The 19759-nt window shown below is 55.9% G+C and carries 15 protein-coding genes; 14 read left to right on the plus strand and 1 reads right to left on the minus strand.

From position 1 onward, the window contains the following. Window positions 1-65 precede the first annotated feature (65 nt). The 12 genes from BMI90_RS11495 (at window position 66) to asnB (ending at window position 14779) form a co-directional block, all read left to right on the plus strand. The gene (locus BMI90_RS11495) at window positions 66-1295 is read left to right on the plus strand and encodes an oligosaccharide flippase family protein (RefSeq protein WP_281491813.1); all 1230 of its coding nucleotides are present in this window, start codon (window positions 66-68) and stop codon (window positions 1293-1295) included. Beyond that, a complete protein-coding gene (locus BMI90_RS11500; protein WP_210401942.1) occupies window positions 1295-2545 on the plus strand; it encodes a glycosyltransferase in 1251 nt (416 codons plus the stop codon). The genes BMI90_RS11495 and BMI90_RS11500 overlap by 1 nt, the downstream gene beginning before the upstream one ends. Continuing rightward, entirely contained in the window at window positions 2542-3654 is a 1113-nt protein-coding gene (gene wecB, locus BMI90_RS11505; RefSeq protein ID WP_078529478.1) for a UDP-N-acetylglucosamine 2-epimerase (non-hydrolyzing), read from the plus strand. The genes BMI90_RS11500 and wecB overlap by 4 nt, the downstream gene beginning before the upstream one ends. Before the next feature lie 1117 nt (window positions 3655-4771). Continuing rightward, the gene (locus tag BMI90_RS11515) at window positions 4772-6031 is read left to right on the plus strand and encodes a glycosyltransferase (protein ID WP_078529482.1); all 1260 of its coding nucleotides are present in this window, start codon (window positions 4772-4774) and stop codon (window positions 6029-6031) included. Window positions 6032-6137: 106 nt separating this feature from the next. Then, window positions 6138-7175 carry a glycosyltransferase family 4 protein gene (locus BMI90_RS11520; protein WP_210401943.1) on the plus strand — a complete coding sequence of 346 codons (1038 nt, stop codon included), beginning with the start codon at window positions 6138-6140 and terminating at the stop codon, window positions 7173-7175. A 70-nt stretch (window positions 7176-7245) separates the two neighbouring features. After that, entirely contained in the window at window positions 7246-8349 is a 1104-nt protein-coding gene (locus BMI90_RS11525; protein WP_078529486.1) for a glycosyltransferase family 4 protein, read from the plus strand. A gap of 10 nt (window positions 8350-8359) precedes the next feature. Beyond that, window positions 8360-9397, plus strand: coding sequence for an EpsG family protein (locus BMI90_RS11530; protein WP_078529488.1), 1038 nt, complete (start codon window positions 8360-8362; stop codon window positions 9395-9397). Between the two features lie 24 nt (window positions 9398-9421). Continuing rightward, entirely contained in the window at window positions 9422-9994 is a 573-nt protein-coding gene (gene rfbC, locus BMI90_RS11535) for a dTDP-4-dehydrorhamnose 3,5-epimerase (RefSeq protein ID WP_078529490.1), read from the plus strand. Continuing rightward, window positions 9991-11028, plus strand: a complete 1038-nt coding sequence (gene rfbB, locus BMI90_RS11540; RefSeq protein ID WP_078529492.1) for a dTDP-glucose 4,6-dehydratase — start codon at window positions 9991-9993, stop codon at window positions 11026-11028. The genes rfbC and rfbB overlap by 4 nt, the downstream gene beginning before the upstream one ends. Next, on the plus strand, window positions 11025-11870 hold the full coding sequence (gene rfbD / locus BMI90_RS11545; protein ID WP_078529494.1) for a dTDP-4-dehydrorhamnose reductase: 846 nt from the start codon (window positions 11025-11027) through the stop codon (window positions 11868-11870). Before rfbB ends, rfbD begins: the two co-directional genes overlap by 4 nt. Then, on the plus strand, window positions 11867-12751 hold the full coding sequence (gene rfbA / locus BMI90_RS11550) for a glucose-1-phosphate thymidylyltransferase RfbA (protein ID WP_078529496.1): 885 nt from the start codon (window positions 11867-11869) through the stop codon (window positions 12749-12751). Before rfbD ends, rfbA begins: the two co-directional genes overlap by 4 nt. 42 nt (window positions 12752-12793) lie before the next feature. Further along, window positions 12794-14779 carry an asparagine synthase (glutamine-hydrolyzing) gene (asnB, locus tag BMI90_RS11555; protein WP_078529498.1) on the plus strand — a complete coding sequence of 662 codons (1986 nt, stop codon included), beginning with the start codon at window positions 12794-12796 and terminating at the stop codon, window positions 14777-14779. A gap of 25 nt (window positions 14780-14804) precedes the next feature. On the opposite strand, the gene BMI90_RS11560 is transcribed toward asnB, so the two are convergent. Beyond that, window positions 14805-15905, minus strand: a complete 1101-nt coding sequence (locus BMI90_RS11560; protein ID WP_078529621.1) for a glycosyltransferase family 4 protein — start codon at window positions 15903-15905, stop codon at window positions 14805-14807. An 853-nt stretch (window positions 15906-16758) separates the two neighbouring features. On the opposite strand from BMI90_RS11560, the gene BMI90_RS11565 reads away from it, so the two are divergent. Then, window positions 16759-17082, plus strand: a complete 324-nt coding sequence (locus tag BMI90_RS11565; RefSeq protein ID WP_078529500.1) for a hypothetical protein — start codon at window positions 16759-16761, stop codon at window positions 17080-17082. Next, the gene (locus tag BMI90_RS11570) at window positions 17079-19682 is read left to right on the plus strand and encodes a DUF927 domain-containing protein (protein WP_078529502.1); all 2604 of its coding nucleotides are present in this window, start codon (window positions 17079-17081) and stop codon (window positions 19680-19682) included. Before BMI90_RS11565 ends, BMI90_RS11570 begins: the two co-directional genes overlap by 4 nt. Window positions 19683-19759: the final 77 nt, after the last annotated feature.

The following is a 19759-nucleotide window of genomic DNA, read 5'->3' on the forward strand; positions in this document are numbered from 1 at the left end:
CTTAGCCTGAGGTTCTAGGGAACGTGAGTCGCGGATTTAACTTTCGACGGGATTTTTTCCAAAGCGTGGGCTCCAGTAGCGTAGGGCTCGGTCTGACGCTCGTGACTACACCAATAATGACACGCCTGTTTCCCGCCGATGCTTATGGGATCAACGGGATGATGATGACGCTAGCGACTTTAGTTGCAGGTTTTGGCATGCTCGGACTACCCTTGGCACTGGCGCGCGAACAGCATGGTAACGAGCAGATCCGCCTCCTGCATGCTGCGGTCCAAATTGCGGTGGTACTATTCGGGCTTTGCGGAATTGCGGCGCTTGCCGTCCAATTTTTTCCATACAAATTGCCCGCCGGAGTAACGGCGCAAGTGTTATTAATTCTGCCTATTCTTGTGTTTCTGCATTGCGCACAGCGTGTTGCAGATTCACTTATAAATGCAAAAGGCCGTTTTCCGGCACAGGCAGCGGCTAGGATTGGCAATGCTTTTACGGGACGAGGAGGCGCGCTGTTGTTAGGCTGGCTCGTGCAGCCATTAGCTGCATCAATGCTTGCCGGTGATTGTATTGGTCGTTTCGTCCACGTGGTTTTAACGATAGAGTTAGGACGGTTGCGACCCGATTGCAAATCGATCAATTGGCGCCCGCACCCAAAATTTCTTTTAAAAACTGTTTCTGAATACAGAAGATTTGCCCTGCAATCGAACTTTGCTGCCGCACTACCAATGGTGAGTGTTTTGGTGGTTCAACTAATGCTCGCTATTCGCCTGGGAGCCGAAGCAGTTGGATATTATACGTTGGCGCAATCAATTATTACGCTACCTGTTACGGTCGTTGCGCTTTCGTCAGCCCCGGTCGTTTTTCATCGTTTTGTTCGTGCGGCAGATGAGGCCCCTGACAGTCTCCCGAAATTGGCTCAAAAGGCCATACTCGGTTATCTTCTTCTAGGGGGCTTATGCATGATGCCATTGATTTTATTCGGCCAAACATTATTTGAATTCGCGTTTGGTAAGGATTGGATTGCCGCCGGCTCCACAGCGGCTATCTTGGCTGTTCCCCAAGTGCTAAACTTTGGCTTAACAGGAGTCCTAAGTATTTTTCGCGTGAATCGTAGAATTAATGCATGGATGATATTTGAAGGTGCGGGGACCTTTGTTATATTATTGGGTATGTTGCTTTTGCCTCGGGATTTCGACCTTCGATCTGCAACGATAATGCTCGCAGGGCTTAGGGGATTATATTGTACCTTGATGATTTCTGGTTGCCTTTGGGCTGCTAAACAGAAGGGGGAGTGGAGTTGATGGCTCGCACGATACATATACTGCTGATAGCGCCGTCCGCACCGCCCAAGAATAGCCCGGAAGCGATGCAGGTTGGGCGCTTTATTGCCGCCTTAGAGAAAAATGTTCGAATTACTCTCGTTACCACACCAATCGTTAAGGGGTGGCAATGGGAAGATCAAAGTTTGTTATTAGAGCGGCCAGGTGTAGATATTATCACCGCTAAATTACCCTTTCACAGCCTCAGCCACCGTATTTTGTCTAATCATCGACTTTCGTTTCTCCAAAATCCAGATAGTGAATTTTGGCTTCCATGGCTTGCGAGACGGGTCTTGTGCAACCTTTCAGAGCTACCTGACGTTATATATTCACGCTCTGGATCATTTTCTGCGGCTTTGCTTGCCTATCGGTTAAAATCGTTCACGGGGCTTCCTTGGATGATGCACTTGAGCGACCCGTGGGCGGGTAGTCCCTATCGGCAACGTTCACGTTGGCGATCTGCATTAGACAAAGCTTTCGAAGAGAAATGTTTTTTAGAAGCAGATTTGATCGCCCTTACAACACAAGGTCAAGCTGATTTCTATAAAGCTCGATACCCTGAGCACAGCAGAAAAATCAATGTGTCACCAAACATGATGCCGTCAGTTAAGTTTTCCCCTAGGCCTAAGATGCGCACGGGACCACTTCGCATTGTGTATACTGGCGCACTTTATGGTGACCGTAATCCTTCCACTCTCCTACATGCGCTAGAAATCTTACACAGGAAATATGAAGGCGACATGAAAGAGCAGATTTGCGTTGATTTTTACGGAAATATGTCGCTTGAGATGGCGAGGCGCATCAGGGAGGCTCCCGGGTGTTTCGTTCACGGTCCTATCCCCTTTGAGGAAGTTGCAGAAAAGCAGGCTAATGCTGATATTCTTTTGACAATCGAGCCCGATGGAGAGCATCCACTGCTTCTTCATTTTATGCCCTCAAAGAACCTAGATTATATTGCTTCCGGAAAGCCTATATTGGCTATTACGCCTCGAGGCAGCGAGACTCATCGACTTTGCCAAGCTGGGCATGGATGGGCCTTTGATCCAAGTGATCCGAATTTGCTCGCTGTTAAATTGATGGGGTTAATGCGAGATCGGGGGGAGGAAAGTTTTTCTCTAGAGGGATCAAAAGAGGCTTACGAAACCCACAGCGCCAGAAATGTAACGAGAGAGATAAGTAACAGGTTGGAAGTTATCTCGGGTTCTTCTGGAATTAAAGGAAATCAAATATGAAAGTACTGCTTATAATCGGTACCAGGCCGGAGGCGATTAAATTAGCGCCGGTATACCGCGCTCTCGAGGCGCGCGATGATATTACCACTCGTCTGGTATTGACTGGCCAGCATAGGGATATGGCGCGAGGTGTGTTAGAACTCTTTGGGGTGGCGGCTGATATTGACCTTGATGTAATGAAGCCCAGTCAAACGCTAACGACGTTGTCGGCCCGCATCTCCGCTGGTCTGGCCCGCGTCATTGAGGAGGAGGCTCCAAGCTCGATTGTCGTGCAAGGGGACACAACTTCGGCGATGATCGGCGCTATTATGGGGTTTTATGCCGGGTGCCGAGTGGCTCACGTGGAAGCGGGGTTGCGAACCGGGAATATGTCCGCTCCATTTCCTGAAGAATTTAATAGGCGCGTAATCACCCTTGGTGCATACTGGCATTTTGCTCCTACGAGAGAGGCTGCAGATAACCTCACACGAGAAAATGTGAGTGCAAATATCCACGTCGTCGGTAATACGGTTATTGACGCTGCGATTTCTATGTCGAAAATCATGACCCTTGGGAAGAAAAAAATTATTTCTCAGTTGCCTTTCTTGGAAAATTCTGGTCGTAAGACCATTTTGATTACAGTTCACCGACGGGAAAACATTGGTTCGCCAATGGAAAATATTTCGGATGCTGTTGCGGAACTTGCGGACAAGTATCCTGACTTCGACTTTGTTGTACCGGTTCATCCCAATCCAGTTGTGGGTTCGATTTTGCGTCCACGGCTAGAGTCCAAAAAAAATGTGCACCTAGTTGCTCCGCTGGATTACGATCAAATGGTGCATGTGATTACTAAATCGCACCTTATACTTACTGACTCAGGTGGGATTCAGGAGGAAGCACCCGCATTCAACGTTCCGGTCTTGGTTTTGAGGAATGAAACTGAGCGAATGGAGGGTGTCGAGGCGGGTTGTAGCAGAATCGTCGGAACTGACAGAGTACGAATAGTTTCTGAAACAGAGCGTTTACTTATGAACTCGGAGGGCTACGCCAAAATGGCTCAAAGTCGTAATCCATATGGTCAAGGTAATGCATCGGAAGCGATTGCTCAAATCCTGAGTCTTGCCGAATGACTGTTCCAGAAATAGTTTTGCTCGGCTATTATGGGCGCGGTAACTTTGGGGATGACATTCTCATGTTAGTGGCCCATGAGGTAGCACGAAGTATGATGCCCGGTGCTTCTGTGGGTATCCGACTGCCTCACGGCGCAGCTTATCCGACAAGGTTGCTAAAAAACGATTTCTTGCCAGTTCCATTCGGCACACGCGATCATCATCGTCTAATCCTTCATGGTGGCGGTGGGACTTTCTTCGACTTCACATCCTATTCGGTTCTCAAGCGATTTCGAAATGCTGCGCTCTTGGCGAGCGGAGCGGGAGCCTACGTAGGGGCAGAAGCTGCACTGCGACGTCTGATCGGCAAGCCTAGAATTTCTGCGGAACGTCGAATTGGGCTTGGGATTGGAGTTGGAACTTTTAGTTCAGGATCGCGAAAGCTGCTCGAAGCTTTGCCGGTATTGTCTTCTTTCGATCGCCTCTGGGTCCGTGATCACAAGAGCTGCGACAATTTAAGAAGTCTGTCTGTCAGTCCGCCCACAGTTGTGGGGTCGGACCTAGCCTTCATCTCAGATGCTTGGTGCCCATCGAATTTGGCTATGCGATCCCGTCGACCAGAGCATCGTCGGCCAAAATTGGGTGTCATACTTCGCGATTGGCCGGTGGACATCACTTCGAGTTTTGCTGAGGAATTCCAGCCGATCATTGCCGGTCTGGCTAAGGAGTACGATTTAACAATCATATCTTTGGATCCAGCGGCAGATCGAGGTGTCCTGAACACTTTCATTGGCTTCCCGCAGCTCTTGTGGCGGCCCAGTTCAATGAAGTTGCATGACTTTCTGCACAGGCTCTCTGGTTTCGATGCATTCCTTACGTCGAGGGCGCACGGTGCGATTTGTGGAGCGTGTCTTGGGAGGCCGTCGGTTATACTTGAAATTGAACCAAAGCTTGCGGCAGTGAATCGAATGCTTCCGAGAGCTACACGGCTTGCAGTTTCGAAAAGTAACCTTAGTACGATTTCACTCCTCGTTGAGGAAGTGCTTTCGATTTCGGCCGATTCTATTGAAGCCGACGTGAAGCACAATCGAATGTTATCCGAGGCGGCGCTTGACGAAACTATAAAGGACTTTCGCCTATGAATCCGCCTCAGCGCATTAAGATACTGCTTGTGACAGCGACATTAGGGTATGGCGGGGCAGAAAGTAGTTTTCAGCGTCTTGCTAATTTCTTGGCGAAGCATGCGGATGTAACGATAGCTTTGATGGCACAAAGTTATGGGGGCGCCGATTATTCTAATAAGCAGTCAGAAACCGGCCACCGTGTTGTCATTCTTGATGCGGCCGCAGCTAGCGGAGCAGGTTTTTCAAATAAGGTTCTGCGTTGGTGGCGTATGCTAAAGCGGCTTCGGTCGCTCAAGGCGAAGCACGACGTAACTATTAGCTTTTTGTCTGGGCCTAATCTTTTAAATGCCTTTGCTGGGATGCAGGGAAAGACAATCGTGTCTGAACGAGGTTCGAAGCTGTATCACACGAATATTCCAAGGATGAAAAAGTTACTATGGTTAAGAATTCTTGACCCGATCGTTTATCGTCGAGCGAAAAAAATTGTTCCTGCCTCTGTGGGCTACGGCAAGGAAATCCTGCAAGTCGGCGGAAATTCACAGGCTTCTAAAATATACCCTATAGAGGGAGGTATAGATGCAAAGGGTCTTATTGAAAGTTCGGAAAATGCTCCAGATAGAGACCTTTTAGAATTTTGTCAGGCCCCCACAGCGGTATACAGCGGGCGTCTGGATTTTGGTAAAGGGATTGACCTTCTGATACCTGCCTTCGCTCGCGTCAATAAGATGCAGCCGAATTCGCGATTGCTTTTGATTGGTGATGGCCCTCTCAGAAATGAAATTATTTCAAAGTGCGAAACGCATGGACTTTCAGTTACCACCACGGGAGATCCTGATGCCACTGTTTTCTTGGCTGGATACAGGGAAGATCCGATTCGACACTTTCGATTTTGCCGACTATTCCTTTTCCCGTCACTGCATGAAGGATTAGGCAACTCCCTTATAGAGGGCGTTGCGTCGGGTGTTCCAGTTCTCGCATCGGATTGTCCTTGGGGACCGCGTTCAATACTTTCGTCTGGCGCACTACAATACAGTGGCTCGGAGCTATCTCTGCCGTTGGCTTTGCCGTTGGGTGTTCTCATGCCGCTACCGAACAACAGAGCTGGGATTGAGAAGTGGACGAGTGAAATGGCTCAAATGCTCATCGGGCCCGCTAAGGTGCGCCCGGAGCGTTCCGTCCGTCTTGCCGCGATTCAACGTTTCGACATTGAACAGACCGGCCTTGTCTGGCTGAACCTCGCCAGTGCAATGGCTCGTGAAGTGAACCGGAAATGATTAGCTGGTTCTTGGTGATCCTTTCTAAATGAGTAAGAGGCGCTCTACAATATTTGTGTTAGATGGCTCGGTAGCTGTGACCGGAGCTTTTATCTCGGCAAGAGATATGGCACGCGCGCTGAAAGATTACGTCGATGTAATATTGCTAACGTCCGACTCCGCGGTTTTTGCAGACTTCGATTTGTCCGACTTTGCAGCTGTTCATCGACTGCCCATCCGACCATTGCGACGCAATTTCAAAGATGTGTCACTTTACCTGCCGAGATTGGTAAAGACTGCTTTGCACTTGCGTCGTCGACTTTTGCAATATCCAAATGCAATGCTTTTTGTGAATGATTTTTACTTGGTGGAAGCACCACTCTTGCGTTTTTTTGGTTATAGAGCGCCGATATTTACTTGGGTTCGCATCGACCCTAGCGTGTTCGGACGAGTTGGACGATTTTGGCTCCACTTCTCCAGCCTATTTTCTGATAGGATCATTGCCGTTTCGCATCATATCCAAAGCCTGTTGCCGGAAAGGGTGTCTTCGGATTTGCTCTATGATCCGGTCAGCGCGGAGTTCTTACCAAGTCCCGAGACAAGATATTCTGATAAACTCACTTTTGTCTTCGTAGGAAACTACATCGAGGGTAAGGGGCAGGATGTCGCAATAGCGGCATTCTCTCAGATTTTTTTCCGTTTCCCTAATTCTCGACTTCATTTTTATGGTGGCGATATGGGGCTTTCTCGCAACCGCATTTATCGAGAGAGGTTGGAGGCACAAGCCACTTCACTGGGAGTAGCTGACGCAATTACATTTGGCGATTTTTTGAAGAACCCTCGTTCGGTGCTTGAGGGTGCGTTTGTTGCATTAAATCTATCGCGGTCCGAGTCATTTTCACGCACGGTCTTGGAAGCAAGCGCGTGCGGTGTGCCTGTCATTGCTACTCGATGTGGCGGCCCAGCTGAAATTGTGCGCGATGGCGAGACCGGAATCATGATTCCTGTTGACAATGTCGCAGCCTGCGTTGAGGCCATGCATTCCCTGTGTATCGATCCTGATCGTGCCGCGAAGATGGGCGCGGCTGGTCGCGAGAGAGTGATGAAATTTTTTTCGCCGAAGGCTTTTTCGCTGCGCTTGCAAGCCCTTCTAGATGAGACTTAATCCGAGATTATCCTTCTTGCGCGCTTCAATCTCCGTGGTTTGTAGGCTAGAAGCAAAGTAGGGACTGTGAATGACCCTTAAAGTCGCCAAACTTACGAAATATGGGCCACTTGCTGCAGCGACGCGGCAGCGGTTCGATCAATATGACACAGTTCTGGCCGACTTAGATTGCAAGACTGTTGCATGGCCCTTACTCGAGGACGCATATCTGAAACGGCTTTATGCGGGTGAGGGACACGATCGAGGTTACCTGGCCAGACGCTATGCGGACCGGCTTCGACAGTTGGTGCGGCATCAAGAAATCGATTTACTCTGGGTGCAGTACGAGTTGTTTCCGTTCTTGCCCGGCTTGATGGAGCGCGCGGTGCGGCTAGCGGGCGTGCCGGTCGTTTATGACTTCGATGATGCGATCTTTCACAACTATGACCTAAATCGCAGGACTGCGGTTCGCGCAATGTTGGGCCGCAAACTTCATGGGGCAATCGGAGCCTCAGATTGCGTATTCGCGGGCAACGAATACCTCGCCGCTTATGCGCGTCCGCATTGCCGAGATGTTCAGATCGTTCCCACCGTCTTGGATGCGGCGGTCTACAAACCCATTTCGCCACCTACTGCAGCAGCTGATAGTGCATCTGTTATCGGTTGGATCGGAACACCGAGCACTTGGTCGGAATACATGGTGCCGATGCAGTCCATGCTTGCGGCAGCTGCACATCGCCGCAGGGCGAGAATTCTCGCTGTAGGCGCCGCAAAGGACGCTCAAGCCGACCCGGCTTTTGAATTGCGACCTTGGCGCGAGGAAGCGGAAGTCTCGGATATCCAAGAGATGGACATCGGAATCATGCCTCTGACCGATACCCCTTGGGCGCGCGGAAAATGCGGCTACAAGCTTATCCAATATATGGCGTGTGGCCTGCCGGTAATCGCTTCTCCTGTCGGAGTGAATGCGGAGATTGTCGAGCACGGGGTGAACGGATTCCTTGCCTCAAATGAGGCGGAATGGCGCGAGGCGCTCGACGCGCTTCTGACCGATTCCAATTTGCGCGCCCGAATGGGCGCGGCGGGGCGCAAGAAGGTCGAAGACCAGTATTCGCTTCAGGTCTGGGGGCCGCGCGTTGCCCAGATGCTTCGAGACGTCGCTGTCACGCATTCGAAAAAACGCCGCGGCGAATAAGTCAATCACGATGCTGGTCTATTACTCGCTCTACAGTTTCCTGATCTTGCTCGGGCGCGCGGCGAAGCGGGGCGGGCTCTACTGGCTCGCTCTCTTGAGTCTCTTTCTTGTTGCTGGATTTAGATATGAGGTCGGCTGCGACTGGAGCGGATATCTCGCGAATTGGTATATCATGGATGGCCGCTCGCTCAATGCTGCCCTTCAATATAGTGAGCCTGCTCATTGGGCGATCATCGCGCTGCTGCAACAAGCAGGGCTTAGTTACACATATCTTCTGGTCATCGCGTCTGGGATTTTCTTCTGGGGGCTCCATAGCCTCGCGCGACGGCAACCAAACCCGCTCGCTGTTCTCGTGCTCGCCTTTCCGATCCTCGTCATCAACATGCCGATGTCCGGGATCCGGCAAGCCGAGGCGATCGGGATCATGTGTTTCGCGTTCAATGCGTTCGTGGACAAGAAGCTGCTTCGCTACCTCGCGCTCGTCGGAATCGCGGTCCTGTTTCACCGCAGCGCCATGATCTTCCTGGCGTTTGCGCCCTTCATCCCGTTGCCTTTTACGAAACGAAATATCCTCTTTGCGATCCTGCTTGCTTTGCCTGGGCTTTACCTCATGACGCATACGTCCGCTGCGGATGAGGCGACGAGCCGCTATGTCGGGACAGGCGTCGACGCAGCGGGAGCTGCTTTCCGTCTCCTCGTCCTTGTTTTGTCCGGGGCCATTTACCTGCTGAAAATTCGGCCCTTCTGGAAGCGTCAGTTTCCCGAGGACTACAAGCTGGTCACGATCGCGGCGTGGCTGATGGTCGCCTTCTTTGGCCTCTTCTTCGTGTCTTCGGTGATTGGCGACCGGTTTGGGTATTACCTCATTCCATTGCAACTCGTGATCTTCGCCCGAATTCCCTATCTTCAGGGATTGCGCAATCGGCAGTTCTGGACCGTCGCGCCCTATGCCTTGCTCACGACTGTCTTCCTCGTCTGGACACAGCTCTCCTGGCATTTCCAGAAATGCTACGTTCCCTATCAATTCGGCATCTATTCAGAGAACTGAACAAACTTCACAGGTTTCCTATTCATGATGATTGAGAAGACCAGCCTCGATGGGCTGTTGCTGATCACCCCGAAGCGATTCGGCGATCACCGCGGGTTTTTCTCCGAGAGCTATTCGGCGAAGCGATTTGCCGAGGCCGGGATCGAGATTGGTTTCGTTCAGGATAATCATTCGGTCTCGGAGGCCGTGGGCACGGTGCGCGGGCTGCATTTTCAGGCCCCACCCCATGCGCAGGCGAAACTGGTGCGCTGCGGACGTGGGCGGCTCTGGGATGTGGCGGTCGATATCCGCAAGGGCAGCCCGACCTACGGCCAGTGGTTCGGCACCGAGCTGAGCTTCGAGAACGGCAAGCAGCTGCTGATCCCGGCGGGCTTTGCGCATGGGTTCGTCACGCTCGAGGCGGGCACCGAGATCGTCTATAAATGCTCGGATTACTACGCGCCCGAGAGTGAGGGCGCGATCCGCTGGGACGACCCGGATCTGGGCATCGATTGGCCGCTTTCCGCAGGAATAGAGCCTGTTTTGTCCGGCAAGGACGCCGAGGCACCTCTGTTCGCTTCCGTCGATAGCCCCTTCAAATGGGAGGGCGCAGCATGAAGATCCTCGTCACCGGCGGCGCAGGTTTCATCGGCTCCGCGGTCGTCCGTCTCGCCGTCTCGCGCGGCCATGCGGTGGTTAACCTCGACGCGCTGACTTACGCCGCCTGCCTCGAGAACGTTGCCCCCGTCGCCGATAGCCCGCTCTACGCCTTCGAGCAGGCCGATATTCGCGACCCTGAGGCGCTGACGGCGATCTTCGCGCGCCACAAGCCCGACGCGGTGATGCATCTCGCGGCCGAAAGCCATGTGGATCGCTCCATCGATGGCCCCGGCGCCTTCATCGAGACAAACGTGATGGGCACCTACAACATGCTGCAAGCTGCGCGCAGCTTTTGGGAGGCCGAGGGCCGCCCCGAGAGCTTCCGCTTCCACCACATCTCCACCGACGAGGTCTATGGCACGCTCGGCGCCACGGGCCAGTTCACCGAAGAGACGCCCTATGCGCCGAACAGTCCCTATTCCGCCTCGAAAGCGGGCTCGGATCACCTCGTGCGCGCTTGGCACGAGACCTATGGGCTGCCGGTTGTGCTCACCAATTGCTCGAACAATTACGGCCCCTATCACTTCCCGGAAAAGCTGATCCCGGTCGTGATCCTGAACGCGCTCGCGGGCAAACCGCTGCCGATCTATGGCGACGGCTCGAACGTGCGCGACTGGCTCTATGTCGAGGATCACGCCGATGCGCTGCTTCTGGTGCTGGAGAAGGGCGCTTTGGGCCGCAGCTACAATATCGGCGGCGAGAATGAGCGGTCGAACCTCGAACTGGTCCAGACGATCTGCGCCATTCTCGACAAGCTGCGTCCGGGCGACGCGCCCTATGCCGATCTGATCACTTTCGTCACCGACCGCCCCGGCCACGATGCGCGCTACGCGATCGACCCGACCCGCATCCGAGAGGAGCTGGGCTGGCGGCCGAGCGTGACGGTGGAGGAAGGGCTCGAGCGCACCGTGCGCTGGTATCTCGAGAACGAGGACTGGTGGCGCCCGCTGCTGGAACGGCACGGCGTCGGCGAAAGGTTGGGCAAGGCATGATCCTCGTCTTCGGACAGACCGGCCAAGTCGCGCAGGAGCTACAGCGCCTTATGCCCGATGCGGCGTTTTTAGGCCGGAATAGGGTCGATTTGCGCGACCCTGATGCCGCCGCACAGGCGATCCGAGAGACCAAACCCGAGGCCGTGATCAACGCCGCGGCCTATACGGCCGTGGACAAGGCCGAAGAAGAGGGGGCGCTCGCCCAAGTGGTCAACGGCGATGCGCCCGCTGCGATGGCCGAAGCCTGCAGCGCCCTTGGCATCCCGCTCGTTCACATCTCCACCGATTACGTCTTCGACGGCTCGGGCGAGACGCCGTTCAAACCCACCGACCCGACTGATCCGCTGGGCGCCTATGGCCGCACCAAGCTCGCCGGCGAAGAGGCGATCCGCGCGACAGGAGGAACCTTCGCCATCCTGCGCACGAGTTGGGTCTTTTCGGCCCATGGCGGGAATTTCGTGAAGACGATGCTGCGCCTGTCGGAAAGCCGCGATCACCTGACGATCGTCGCCGACCAGATCGGTGGGCCGACACCGGCCAAGGCGATTGCCGAGGCCAGCCTGACGATGGCAGCGCAGTTGCAGCGCTCGCCCGAGAAGAGTGGCGTTTACCATTTCTCAGGCTCTCCCGATGTAAGCTGGGCGGGCTTCGCGCGGGAGATCTTCGCGCGGGCCGGGCGCGGCGTGACGGTGGAGGACATTCCCACCGCCGACTATCCGACGCCCGCGAAACGGCCGCTGAATTCGCGGCTCGACTGCAGCGATCTGGCCGTATTCGGCCTGACCAGACCCGATTGGAGATCGGGATTGAATGAAGTGTTAATTGAATTGGGTGCGGTATGACGAAACGCAAAGGCATTATTCTGGCGGGCGGCTCGGGCACGCGGCTCTATCCTGTGACCATGGGTGTCTCGAAGCAACTTCTTCCAGTTTATGACAAGCCGATGATCTACTACCCGCTGACGACGCTGATGCTCGCCGGCATTCGCGAGATCGCGGTGATCACCACTCCGGAAGATCAGGCGCAGTTCCAGCGCGTCCTTGGTGACGGTAGCCAGTGGGGCGTCGCGTTTACCTGGATCGAGCAACCGTCTCCAGACGGGTTGGCCCAGGCCTATATCCTCGCCGAAGCATTTCTCGACGGCGCTCCCTCGGCGATGGTTCTGGGCGATAACGTTTTCTTTGGCCATGGTTTGCCAGAATTGCTCGCCGAGGCGAATGCGCGTAGGACCGGCGGGTCCGTATTCGGCTACCGGGTGAGCGATCCCGAGCGTTACGGCGTTGTTGCTTTCGACAACGACGACCGCGCCCAATCCATCGTTGAAAAACCTGAGAAGCCCGCTTCGAATTACGCGGTCACTGGCCTCTATTTCCTCGACGGGAAAGCCCCTGAGCGCGCGCGCGCGGTCGAGCCGTCCGCGCGCGGGGAGTTGGAGATCACGGATCTGCTCGGGCAGTATCTCGAGGAGGGGTCCCTGACGGTCAGCCGCATGGGGCGCGGTTATGCGTGGCTCGACACGGGCACCCATGCGAGCCTGCTCGATGCCGGGAATTTCGTGCGCACCCTTCAGGCGCGCCAAGGCCTTCAGGTGGGTTCTCCCGATGAGATCGCCTTTCAGAAAGGCTGGATTTCAGTCGACGCGCTTCGTGAGCGTGCAAAGACTTTCGGTAAGAACGGTTACGGCGCCTATCTCGAAGATGTCGCGCGCGGTGCGGGCAACTGAGATGCTGACCGGTTCGAACTCCTGCAAGAAAAGTCCTAAGTCATGTGCGGCATAGCAGGTCTTCTCGGTCCCTCAGAGGACCACGCGGCAGTCTCGCTTCAGGCGATGACCGACGCGATCACCTATCGCGGGCCGGATGCAGAGGGCCATTGGTTCGATGAGGCCCAGTCTGTCGGTCTCGGCCACCGTCGCCTCTCGATCCTTGATCTGAGCGAGGCCGGTGCGCAGCCCATGCAATCGCGCTGCGGACGTTTCGTCATCGTGTTCAATGGCGAGATCTACAATCATTTGCGGCTACGACGGGAGCTTGAAGCGGCGTCTGAACAGGCGTGGCGTGGGCATTCGGATACCGAAACTTTGCTCGCCGGAATCGTCGCCTGGGGGCTCGAGGAAACGCTTCGCCGCGCGAAAGGCATGTTCGCTCTGGCGCTTTGGGATCTGCAAACCAACATCTTGTCGCTTGCCCGCGACCGGATGGGGGAGAAGCCTCTTTATTTCAGTCGGCTTGCCTCGGGATGGGCGTTTGCTTCGGAGTTGAAAGCCTTGCTGGAAGCTCCCGGACTGGAGCCCGAGCTCAGTGCGAGCGGGATCCGTGCCTATCTCGAATTCGGTTACGTTCCCGAAGGCTTGTGCATCTTCGAGGGTGTCGAGAAAGTCGCGCCCGGTCATATCGTCACCCTGTCCAGGGAGAGCTCCGAGGCGGCGCGGCTTTCTTTCGAAGTCTTCACTGATCTCGCCGAAAAGGGGCTCTCACAGAGAGGGTATTCCGACGGACAATCCGAGACCGTTCTCCTCGACAAGTTGGCGGCGCGTCTCGAAGAGGTGGTGGACGAGCAGAGCCTGAGCGACGTGCCGCTTGGCGCCTTTCTCTCAGGCGGCGTGGATAGCTCCCTCATCACAAGCCTGATGCAGGCGCAAAGCCAAACGCAGGTGCGCAGTTTCTCGATCGGGTTCGGCGAGTCCCGTTTCAACGAGGCGCCTTATGCTGCCGCTGTCGCCAAGCATTTGGGGACCGCGCATACGGAATTCATCCTGTCCCAAGAGGACGCGCTCGATCTGGTGCCGAGCCTGCCGCAGATCTATGACGAACCCTTCGCTGACTCTTCGCAGATCCCGACGGCGCTTTTGTGTCGCGAGGCGCGCAAGGCAGTTACGGTCGCGCTATCCGGTGACGGTGGGGACGAAGTATTTGGCGGGTATAATCGGCATGTCGTCGGCCCGGGGCTCTGGGCGCGCGCACAGCGCGTGCCTAAGATCGGTCGGAAGGCCGGGGCTCGGCTCGCTGCGGCTATCGGGCCGTTTCTCGTGTCCGAGGCGAGCCCCGCGCGCAGGGTCGCCAAGCGGTTCCGTTTGCCGATTACGGCCGTCGATAAGCTGGCGCGACTGGCTCCCGGCATCGCTGCAGCGGAGAGTTTTGAAGATTTCTATCGCACTTTCTCGACGACCTTCGCGCAGCCGAGCGAGGTCTTAACAAATGGTGCGCAGTCCGATGGTCAAGTGATCCTGCATGATGAGGTCCTCGCAAGGCTCACCCCGGCCGAGCAGATGATGGCATGGGATAGCGTTAGTTATCTCCCTGGAGACATTCTCGTGAAAGTCGATCGCGCAGCTATGCATGCCTCTCTCGAGACGCGCGCGCCCTTTCTGGATGCGCGTGTTGTCGAGGCGGCCTGGGCGCTGCCCATGTCGATGAAGATAAGAGACGGTGTCGGGAAAGTCGCTTTGCGACGATTGCTCGACCGGCATGTTCCGAGATCGCTCATTGATCGACCAAAGCAGGGCTTCTCGATCCCGCTCGATCAGTGGCTCCGGATGGAGTTGCGCGGTTGGGCCGAGCGGCTTCTGTCGCAGCGCCATCTTTTTGCGCTCGCCAGCCTCTCCTTCGATCCGATCGAGCGGCTCTGGCAACAGCACCTCAAAGGGCGGGCAAATAATGGTCAGAAGCTCTGGACAGTGCTGATGCTGCTCGCATGGCTTGAGGCAAATGAGATTTGGCTGTCCAAGGGGCAGGGGCGTCGCGCCGCGTGATATCCTGGCGCGAGGCTTGGGTGGATCAGCCTCGCTTAAGCCTGCTAATTGCCTCGCGATAGGCCTTTACCACAATCCGCTGATCGTATTCCCGCTCCATCTTGGCGCGACCTTCACGCCCCATCTGAGCGCGTTGCTCAGGGCCGAGCGCGAGAAACTCTTGCATCGCGTCGGCTAGGCTCGCAGCGTTGCGAACCTCGCAAAGATACCCCGAGACGCCGCGATCCAAGACTGCGCGGCAGCCGGGCACATCGGTTGCGATGAGTGGACGGGCCATAGCGGCTGCCTCGATCAAAGTTCGCGGCGCACCCTCGCGGTAGGAAGGCAGCACGACGCAACTGGCCGCCTTGATCGCGGGGCGCACGTCCGGGGTCGTTCCCAGATACTCCACGATACCTTCCTCGACCCATGACTGAACAGTAGGTGCATCGATCGCGGTGCGGTTTTCAGATCCCACCGCTCCCAACAATTGAAAGCGCGCCTCAGGATGGCGCGCTTTCGTCATTCTGGCAGCTTCGACGAATTCCCAAACCCCCTTGTCGCGCAAGAGACGCGCGATCATCAGGAAGGTGGGCTGAGTGTCCTCGCTGGGCATCTCCTGCACGGTGAAGCGTTCCAGATCGATCCCCGAGCCCGGCAGGAGCTTCGCTTGGCCGCTTGTGATCAAACGCCGGTCGAGGAAAAGCGCTGCGTCGTCCTCATTTTGAAAAAAGATCACCGGTAGCTTTGCGAAGGCGCGCCGATAGAGCATCTCTGCGACGCGCTGGAGTAATCCGCCGGAAAGGAAGGCCGTGCCCAAGCCCGTGACATTCGGCACGAAGGGCACGCCCACGGCTTTTGCGGCCATGGCCCCGAAGATGTTGTTCTTGATCGTGTAGCTCAGCACGATATCGGGCCGCTCTTTGCGAAAGATACGCCTGTAGCGACGCATCAGCTTGAAATCTTCCGCCGGGTTCAAACCCTTCACGCTCATCTCGAGCGGAATGAAGCGGCAGCCGAGGGCCTCGAGATCGGGCACGCTGTCGTCGCGCGGGGCGAGCAGGGTGATCCGGTGACCATCTGCGATGAGTGCGTCAATGACAGGACGTCGGAAATTCCAGAGGTTCCAAGCCGCGTTCACCGTCATGAGGATATGCATGTCGCGCTCCGCGCCGATATTTGAAAGCAATGCCTGGGTTCTAGCGGCTGGACGCAAGGAGGGGAAGGTCGGGCTGTGCCGAGCGCTCCCAACTTGGCAAGGTAGCGCATTGCTATTCGAGCCAGAGGCTTTTTGAGACCGCGATGCGGGCGGGGAAGGGGAAGCTCTCTCGGGGTGGCGACCCGCAAAAAATCTGTTCGACCCTCCTATAGGCGCTCTCTGCGCAGGATGAAACTGGGCTCTGCTTTCGTCACTGCCCGGATAAGCTATCTCCCGCTCGCAACGGAACCAAAATTCCCGCTCGGTCTGACAACGTGATCAAAGGCGAAAGCTCCGGCTTCGGGCTGGCAGAGTTGGTAGGCGCGGCAGCGCGATCGAAGCCAGCCAGCCAAATGCTTCTTCAGAAGGCTGTTCCCACTGTTCCCACCAAAAACGAGATATATATCGTCGAGAAGTTGGGCGGCATAAAGCGTTCCGGCTCGTAATTATTTCATCTTCAACATATTCTTTTTCGCACAAAAACCGATATTTTCCTTCGCTGCCGAAGAGAAAAGGCCTCGAATTATGAATGGTCTCTATCGTTTTTGGGTGGGAACAGTGGGAACAGGCCGATAATTACGGCAGTTGTCCACATTTTTCTGTGGCCTTGTAAGAATCAAGCGTTGAGATTTTCAGGTCGCTGTCAAACAATAATAATACGTCGAGCCTGAACGACAGATGAGAGACGGGACGCGCCGGCAAGCAACAACCCCGTCTCCCTCAGTTCTGTCTGATTCTTGTCTCATACAGAAACCGTGCGGACAATATTTTTTTCCGCATTCTGACAAGAAAGGATGTCGCCATGGCATCTAAACCTTCGTGCCATCGGTCTCAGACCGATATCTTCGCAACGGTGAATGCGATCCTGCTCCCGCGCCTCCCAGAGCTCTGCGCGACTTGGCTTCCATCTGGGCGTGTAGAGCGCGGTGAGTATGTCGCGTTTAACCCGAACCGCACCGATAATCGGCTCGGTTCCTTCCGGATCAACCTTCGCACGGGGCGTTGGGCCGATTTCAGCACAGGACCTAGCGGGGGCGATGCAATAAGCCTGTACGCGTTCATCTGCGGTCTTCGCCAGATCGATGCGGCGCGTGAACTCGCAAAGCAGATCGGGTTGCTGGCATGAACGAAATGAACTCATATAAAGCCGCGGAAATCGTCAAGGACTTGGCGCCGGGCTCGACACAGATCAAGCCCTTCCAGAACCACGTTCACCTGCCCGACCTCACGAAGCTACGCGGCTTCCAGGATTGCTGGCCGTATCATAGCGTGGAGGGCGATATCTGCTGCCTCGTTGCGCGCTTTGAGCGCATGAGTGCTGATGGGACATTGAAGAAGCAAATTCTGCCCTACACGCTCTGGCAGCAGCCGAATGGGGAGATGGTTTGGGCCTGCAAGCAGATGGAAGGTGAGCGCCCGCTTTTTGATCTGCTTACTCTTTTGAAGCAGCCTGACGCCGTTGTTCTGCTCTCCGAAGGCGAGAAGTGCGCAAGCGCGGCGAGATTCGCTTTTCCGAACGCTGTGAGTTCGACATGGGCGGGGGGCTGCAACGCCGTCAGAAAAACTGATTTCTCCCCCCTTCGTGGGCGCGATGTCATCTTGTTTCCCGACAATGACACGCCGGGCCTCGAAGCTATGCAAAAGATCCGAGAGATCCTTCGTGATGTCGGAGCGAAACGTGTCCGCCAAGTCGACATTGCAGGGCTGGCTATGCGCGTCCTCGGGAGCGCTCCGGAAAAATGCGATATCGCCGATCTCGCCGATGCCGGACTAGACAGCGCGCGGTTCGAGGAGCTTCTGCGAGCCCATCCCGAGCTGCTTGTGGGTTGCGCGGAGTCTGCGGAAGAAAAGCCATCGGTTTCAGAAATGCTGTCGGCCTCTGATCCGGAAGCGCCTGCGAAGGAAAGCGACCCTCTCGAGGAGCTGATGCAACATTACGGGCGTATCCCGGATCTTCCCTCGGAGTTCGAACTCAACGACTGCGGGCTGTTCAAGTTGAGCATCAATCGAAATGGGCAGACCATCCATGTCTTCTGTGGGTCGCCTCTGGTGGTGATGGGGCGGACCCGGAATAGACGGGGTGGTGGCTGGGGGCATCTCGTCGCATTCCGGACGCCCGAGGGAACTTGGGATCACATGGTCATCCCAGCTCGCGAACTGGCTGGCGATGGCAGGCAGTTGCGCGCTATGCTTGCGGATCGCGGCGTTGTGACGCCGCAAGATCGCGCAGGTCGCCAAGGGCTCGGCGAATTTATTTCGCGAAGCCTCATGCAAGCGGGAAATGCGATTTCAGTGACGGAGCATCCCGGCTGGGTCGACGATTGTTTTGTCCTGCCTGGCCGCGTTTTTGCCCCCACCGACCGTGAATCTGAGGTCGTGCTTGAGTTGGAGGGGAGGCCTCACCTTTTCAACGAAAATGGCGAATTCGAGAATTGGAAGCAGCTGGCGGAAATGGCCGAAGGCAATTCTCGGGCAGCTTTTTCTCTGAGTGCTGCTTTGGCTGGGCCGCTCATGACGCCGTTGGGAGAAGAGGGGGGTGGGTTCCACTTCTTTGGACCTTCCTCGAGCGGAAAGTCGACATTGCTGCAACTGGCCGGGTCGGTCTGGGGCGGCGGTGGACGCGACGGATTTTGCCGTAGTTGGCGAATGACGGATAACGGTGGCGAGGGGCTCGCCGCCGATCACAACGACACGCTGCTAGTGCTTGACGAGCTTGGGCAGGCTGACGCTGAGCGTATCGAGGATATCTTCTACATGCTTGCAAACGGTCGCGGAAAATCGCGTGCGACCAAGGCGGGCAGTCTCCAGCAAGCCGCGGCGTGGCGGCTGATGGCATTGTCCTCTGGGGAGGTGAGCGCGGCGTCTCAGATTCAGGGTAGTCGACGAGGCGGCCGCAGAAGGGTGCCGGCCGGAGTTGCGATCCGAATGATCGACATTCCGATTCAACTTGATGCGGAGGGCCGTCGCAGTTTCGAAAGTCCCTCCGATGCCACTGACGAACGCGCTTTCGTCGAGAGGTTGTCCGACATGGCGCAGAAGCACTACGGGCACGCAGGACCTGAATTTCTTCAGCATCTCGTCTCCCACCGCGAGACGATGCTGCAGCAAGTGGAAAACCTGCGATCTCTATATCTCTCGGAATTGATTCCTGCTGGGGACGACGCACAGGTCGTCCGTGTGGCGCGCCGCTTTGCGCTCGTTGCGGCAGCGGGCGAGATTGCGCGACAATGCGACGTTTTGCCTTGGTCTGAGGGCGCCGCGATCTCGGCCGCAAAGGCCTGTTTCGAAGCATGGAGGTCCATTTACGGGCATGGTGGCTCACTTGATGACCAGGATGCGATCAGCGCGCTGAAGCGGTTTTTCGAGCTGCATGGTGTTTCGCGGTTCGAGCCATTGGTTACAGGCAGGGGGGCGGGCAATCCTGATGCAGTTCTCCTCGGACGAGACCGCCAGATGATCCGCGATCGATGCGGCTACCGCGTGACCATTACGGTCTGTTCCGAAGATGGCGAAGAGCAGGTGGTGGAAGTGTTCTACGTGACCCCTGAAGCATGGCGCTCTGAAATCTGCGGTCTCGATCGCGACCCTCGCGCGGTGGCGAATGTCGCAAAAGCCTGCGGTGCGCTGGTTTGCGATGTGGATGGTCGGCTCAAGAAAAAGGTGCGTCTCCCCGACTATCCTGATGGAACAAGGGTCTATGCGATCCGACCGGACCTTTTGCCCTGAACGCGGGTCTCAAAGTCTTCTCGGGGTGGAGAAAACGATCATCGAGGGAAAAGCCGGAAGCGTGCTCTCCGCGCAGC

The organism is Thioclava sp. L04-15 (assembly GCF_002020275.1).
Taxonomy (GTDB): Bacteria; Pseudomonadota; Alphaproteobacteria; order Rhodobacterales; family Rhodobacteraceae; genus Thioclava; species Thioclava marina.

What these genes read in the sequence shown, in the direction of transcription:
- BMI90_RS11500 (WP_210401942.1), top strand. Translation starts at nt 1,295, where the DNA reads ATGGCTCGCACGATACATATACTGCTGATAGCGCCGTCCGCACCGCCC.
- wecB (WP_078529478.1), top strand. Translation starts at nt 2,542, where the DNA reads ATGAAAGTACTGCTTATAATCGGTACCAGGCCGGAGGCGATTAAATTA.
- BMI90_RS11515 (WP_078529482.1), top strand. Translation starts at nt 4,772, where the DNA reads ATGAATCCGCCTCAGCGCATTAAGATACTGCTTGTGACAGCGACATTA.
- BMI90_RS11520 (WP_210401943.1), top strand. Translation starts at nt 6,138, where the DNA reads ATGGCACGCGCGCTGAAAGATTACGTCGATGTAATATTGCTAACGTCC.
- BMI90_RS11525 (WP_078529486.1), top strand. Translation starts at nt 7,246, where the DNA reads ATGACCCTTAAAGTCGCCAAACTTACGAAATATGGGCCACTTGCTGCA.
- BMI90_RS11530 (WP_078529488.1), top strand. Translation starts at nt 8,360, where the DNA reads ATGCTGGTCTATTACTCGCTCTACAGTTTCCTGATCTTGCTCGGGCGC.
- rfbC (WP_078529490.1), top strand. Translation starts at nt 9,422, where the DNA reads ATGATGATTGAGAAGACCAGCCTCGATGGGCTGTTGCTGATCACCCCG.
- rfbB (WP_078529492.1), top strand. Translation starts at nt 9,991, where the DNA reads ATGAAGATCCTCGTCACCGGCGGCGCAGGTTTCATCGGCTCCGCGGTC.
- rfbD (WP_078529494.1), top strand. Translation starts at nt 11,025, where the DNA reads ATGATCCTCGTCTTCGGACAGACCGGCCAAGTCGCGCAGGAGCTACAG.
- rfbA (WP_078529496.1), top strand. Translation starts at nt 11,867, where the DNA reads ATGACGAAACGCAAAGGCATTATTCTGGCGGGCGGCTCGGGCACGCGG.
- asnB (WP_078529498.1), top strand. Translation starts at nt 12,794, where the DNA reads ATGTGCGGCATAGCAGGTCTTCTCGGTCCCTCAGAGGACCACGCGGCA.
- BMI90_RS11560 (WP_078529621.1), bottom strand. Translation starts at nt 15,905, where the DNA reads ATGACGGTGAACGCGGCTTGGAACCTCTGGAATTTCCGACGTCCTGTC.
- BMI90_RS11565 (WP_078529500.1), top strand. Translation starts at nt 16,759, where the DNA reads ATGGCATCTAAACCTTCGTGCCATCGGTCTCAGACCGATATCTTCGCA.
- BMI90_RS11570 (WP_078529502.1), top strand. Translation starts at nt 17,079, where the DNA reads ATGAACGAAATGAACTCATATAAAGCCGCGGAAATCGTCAAGGACTTG.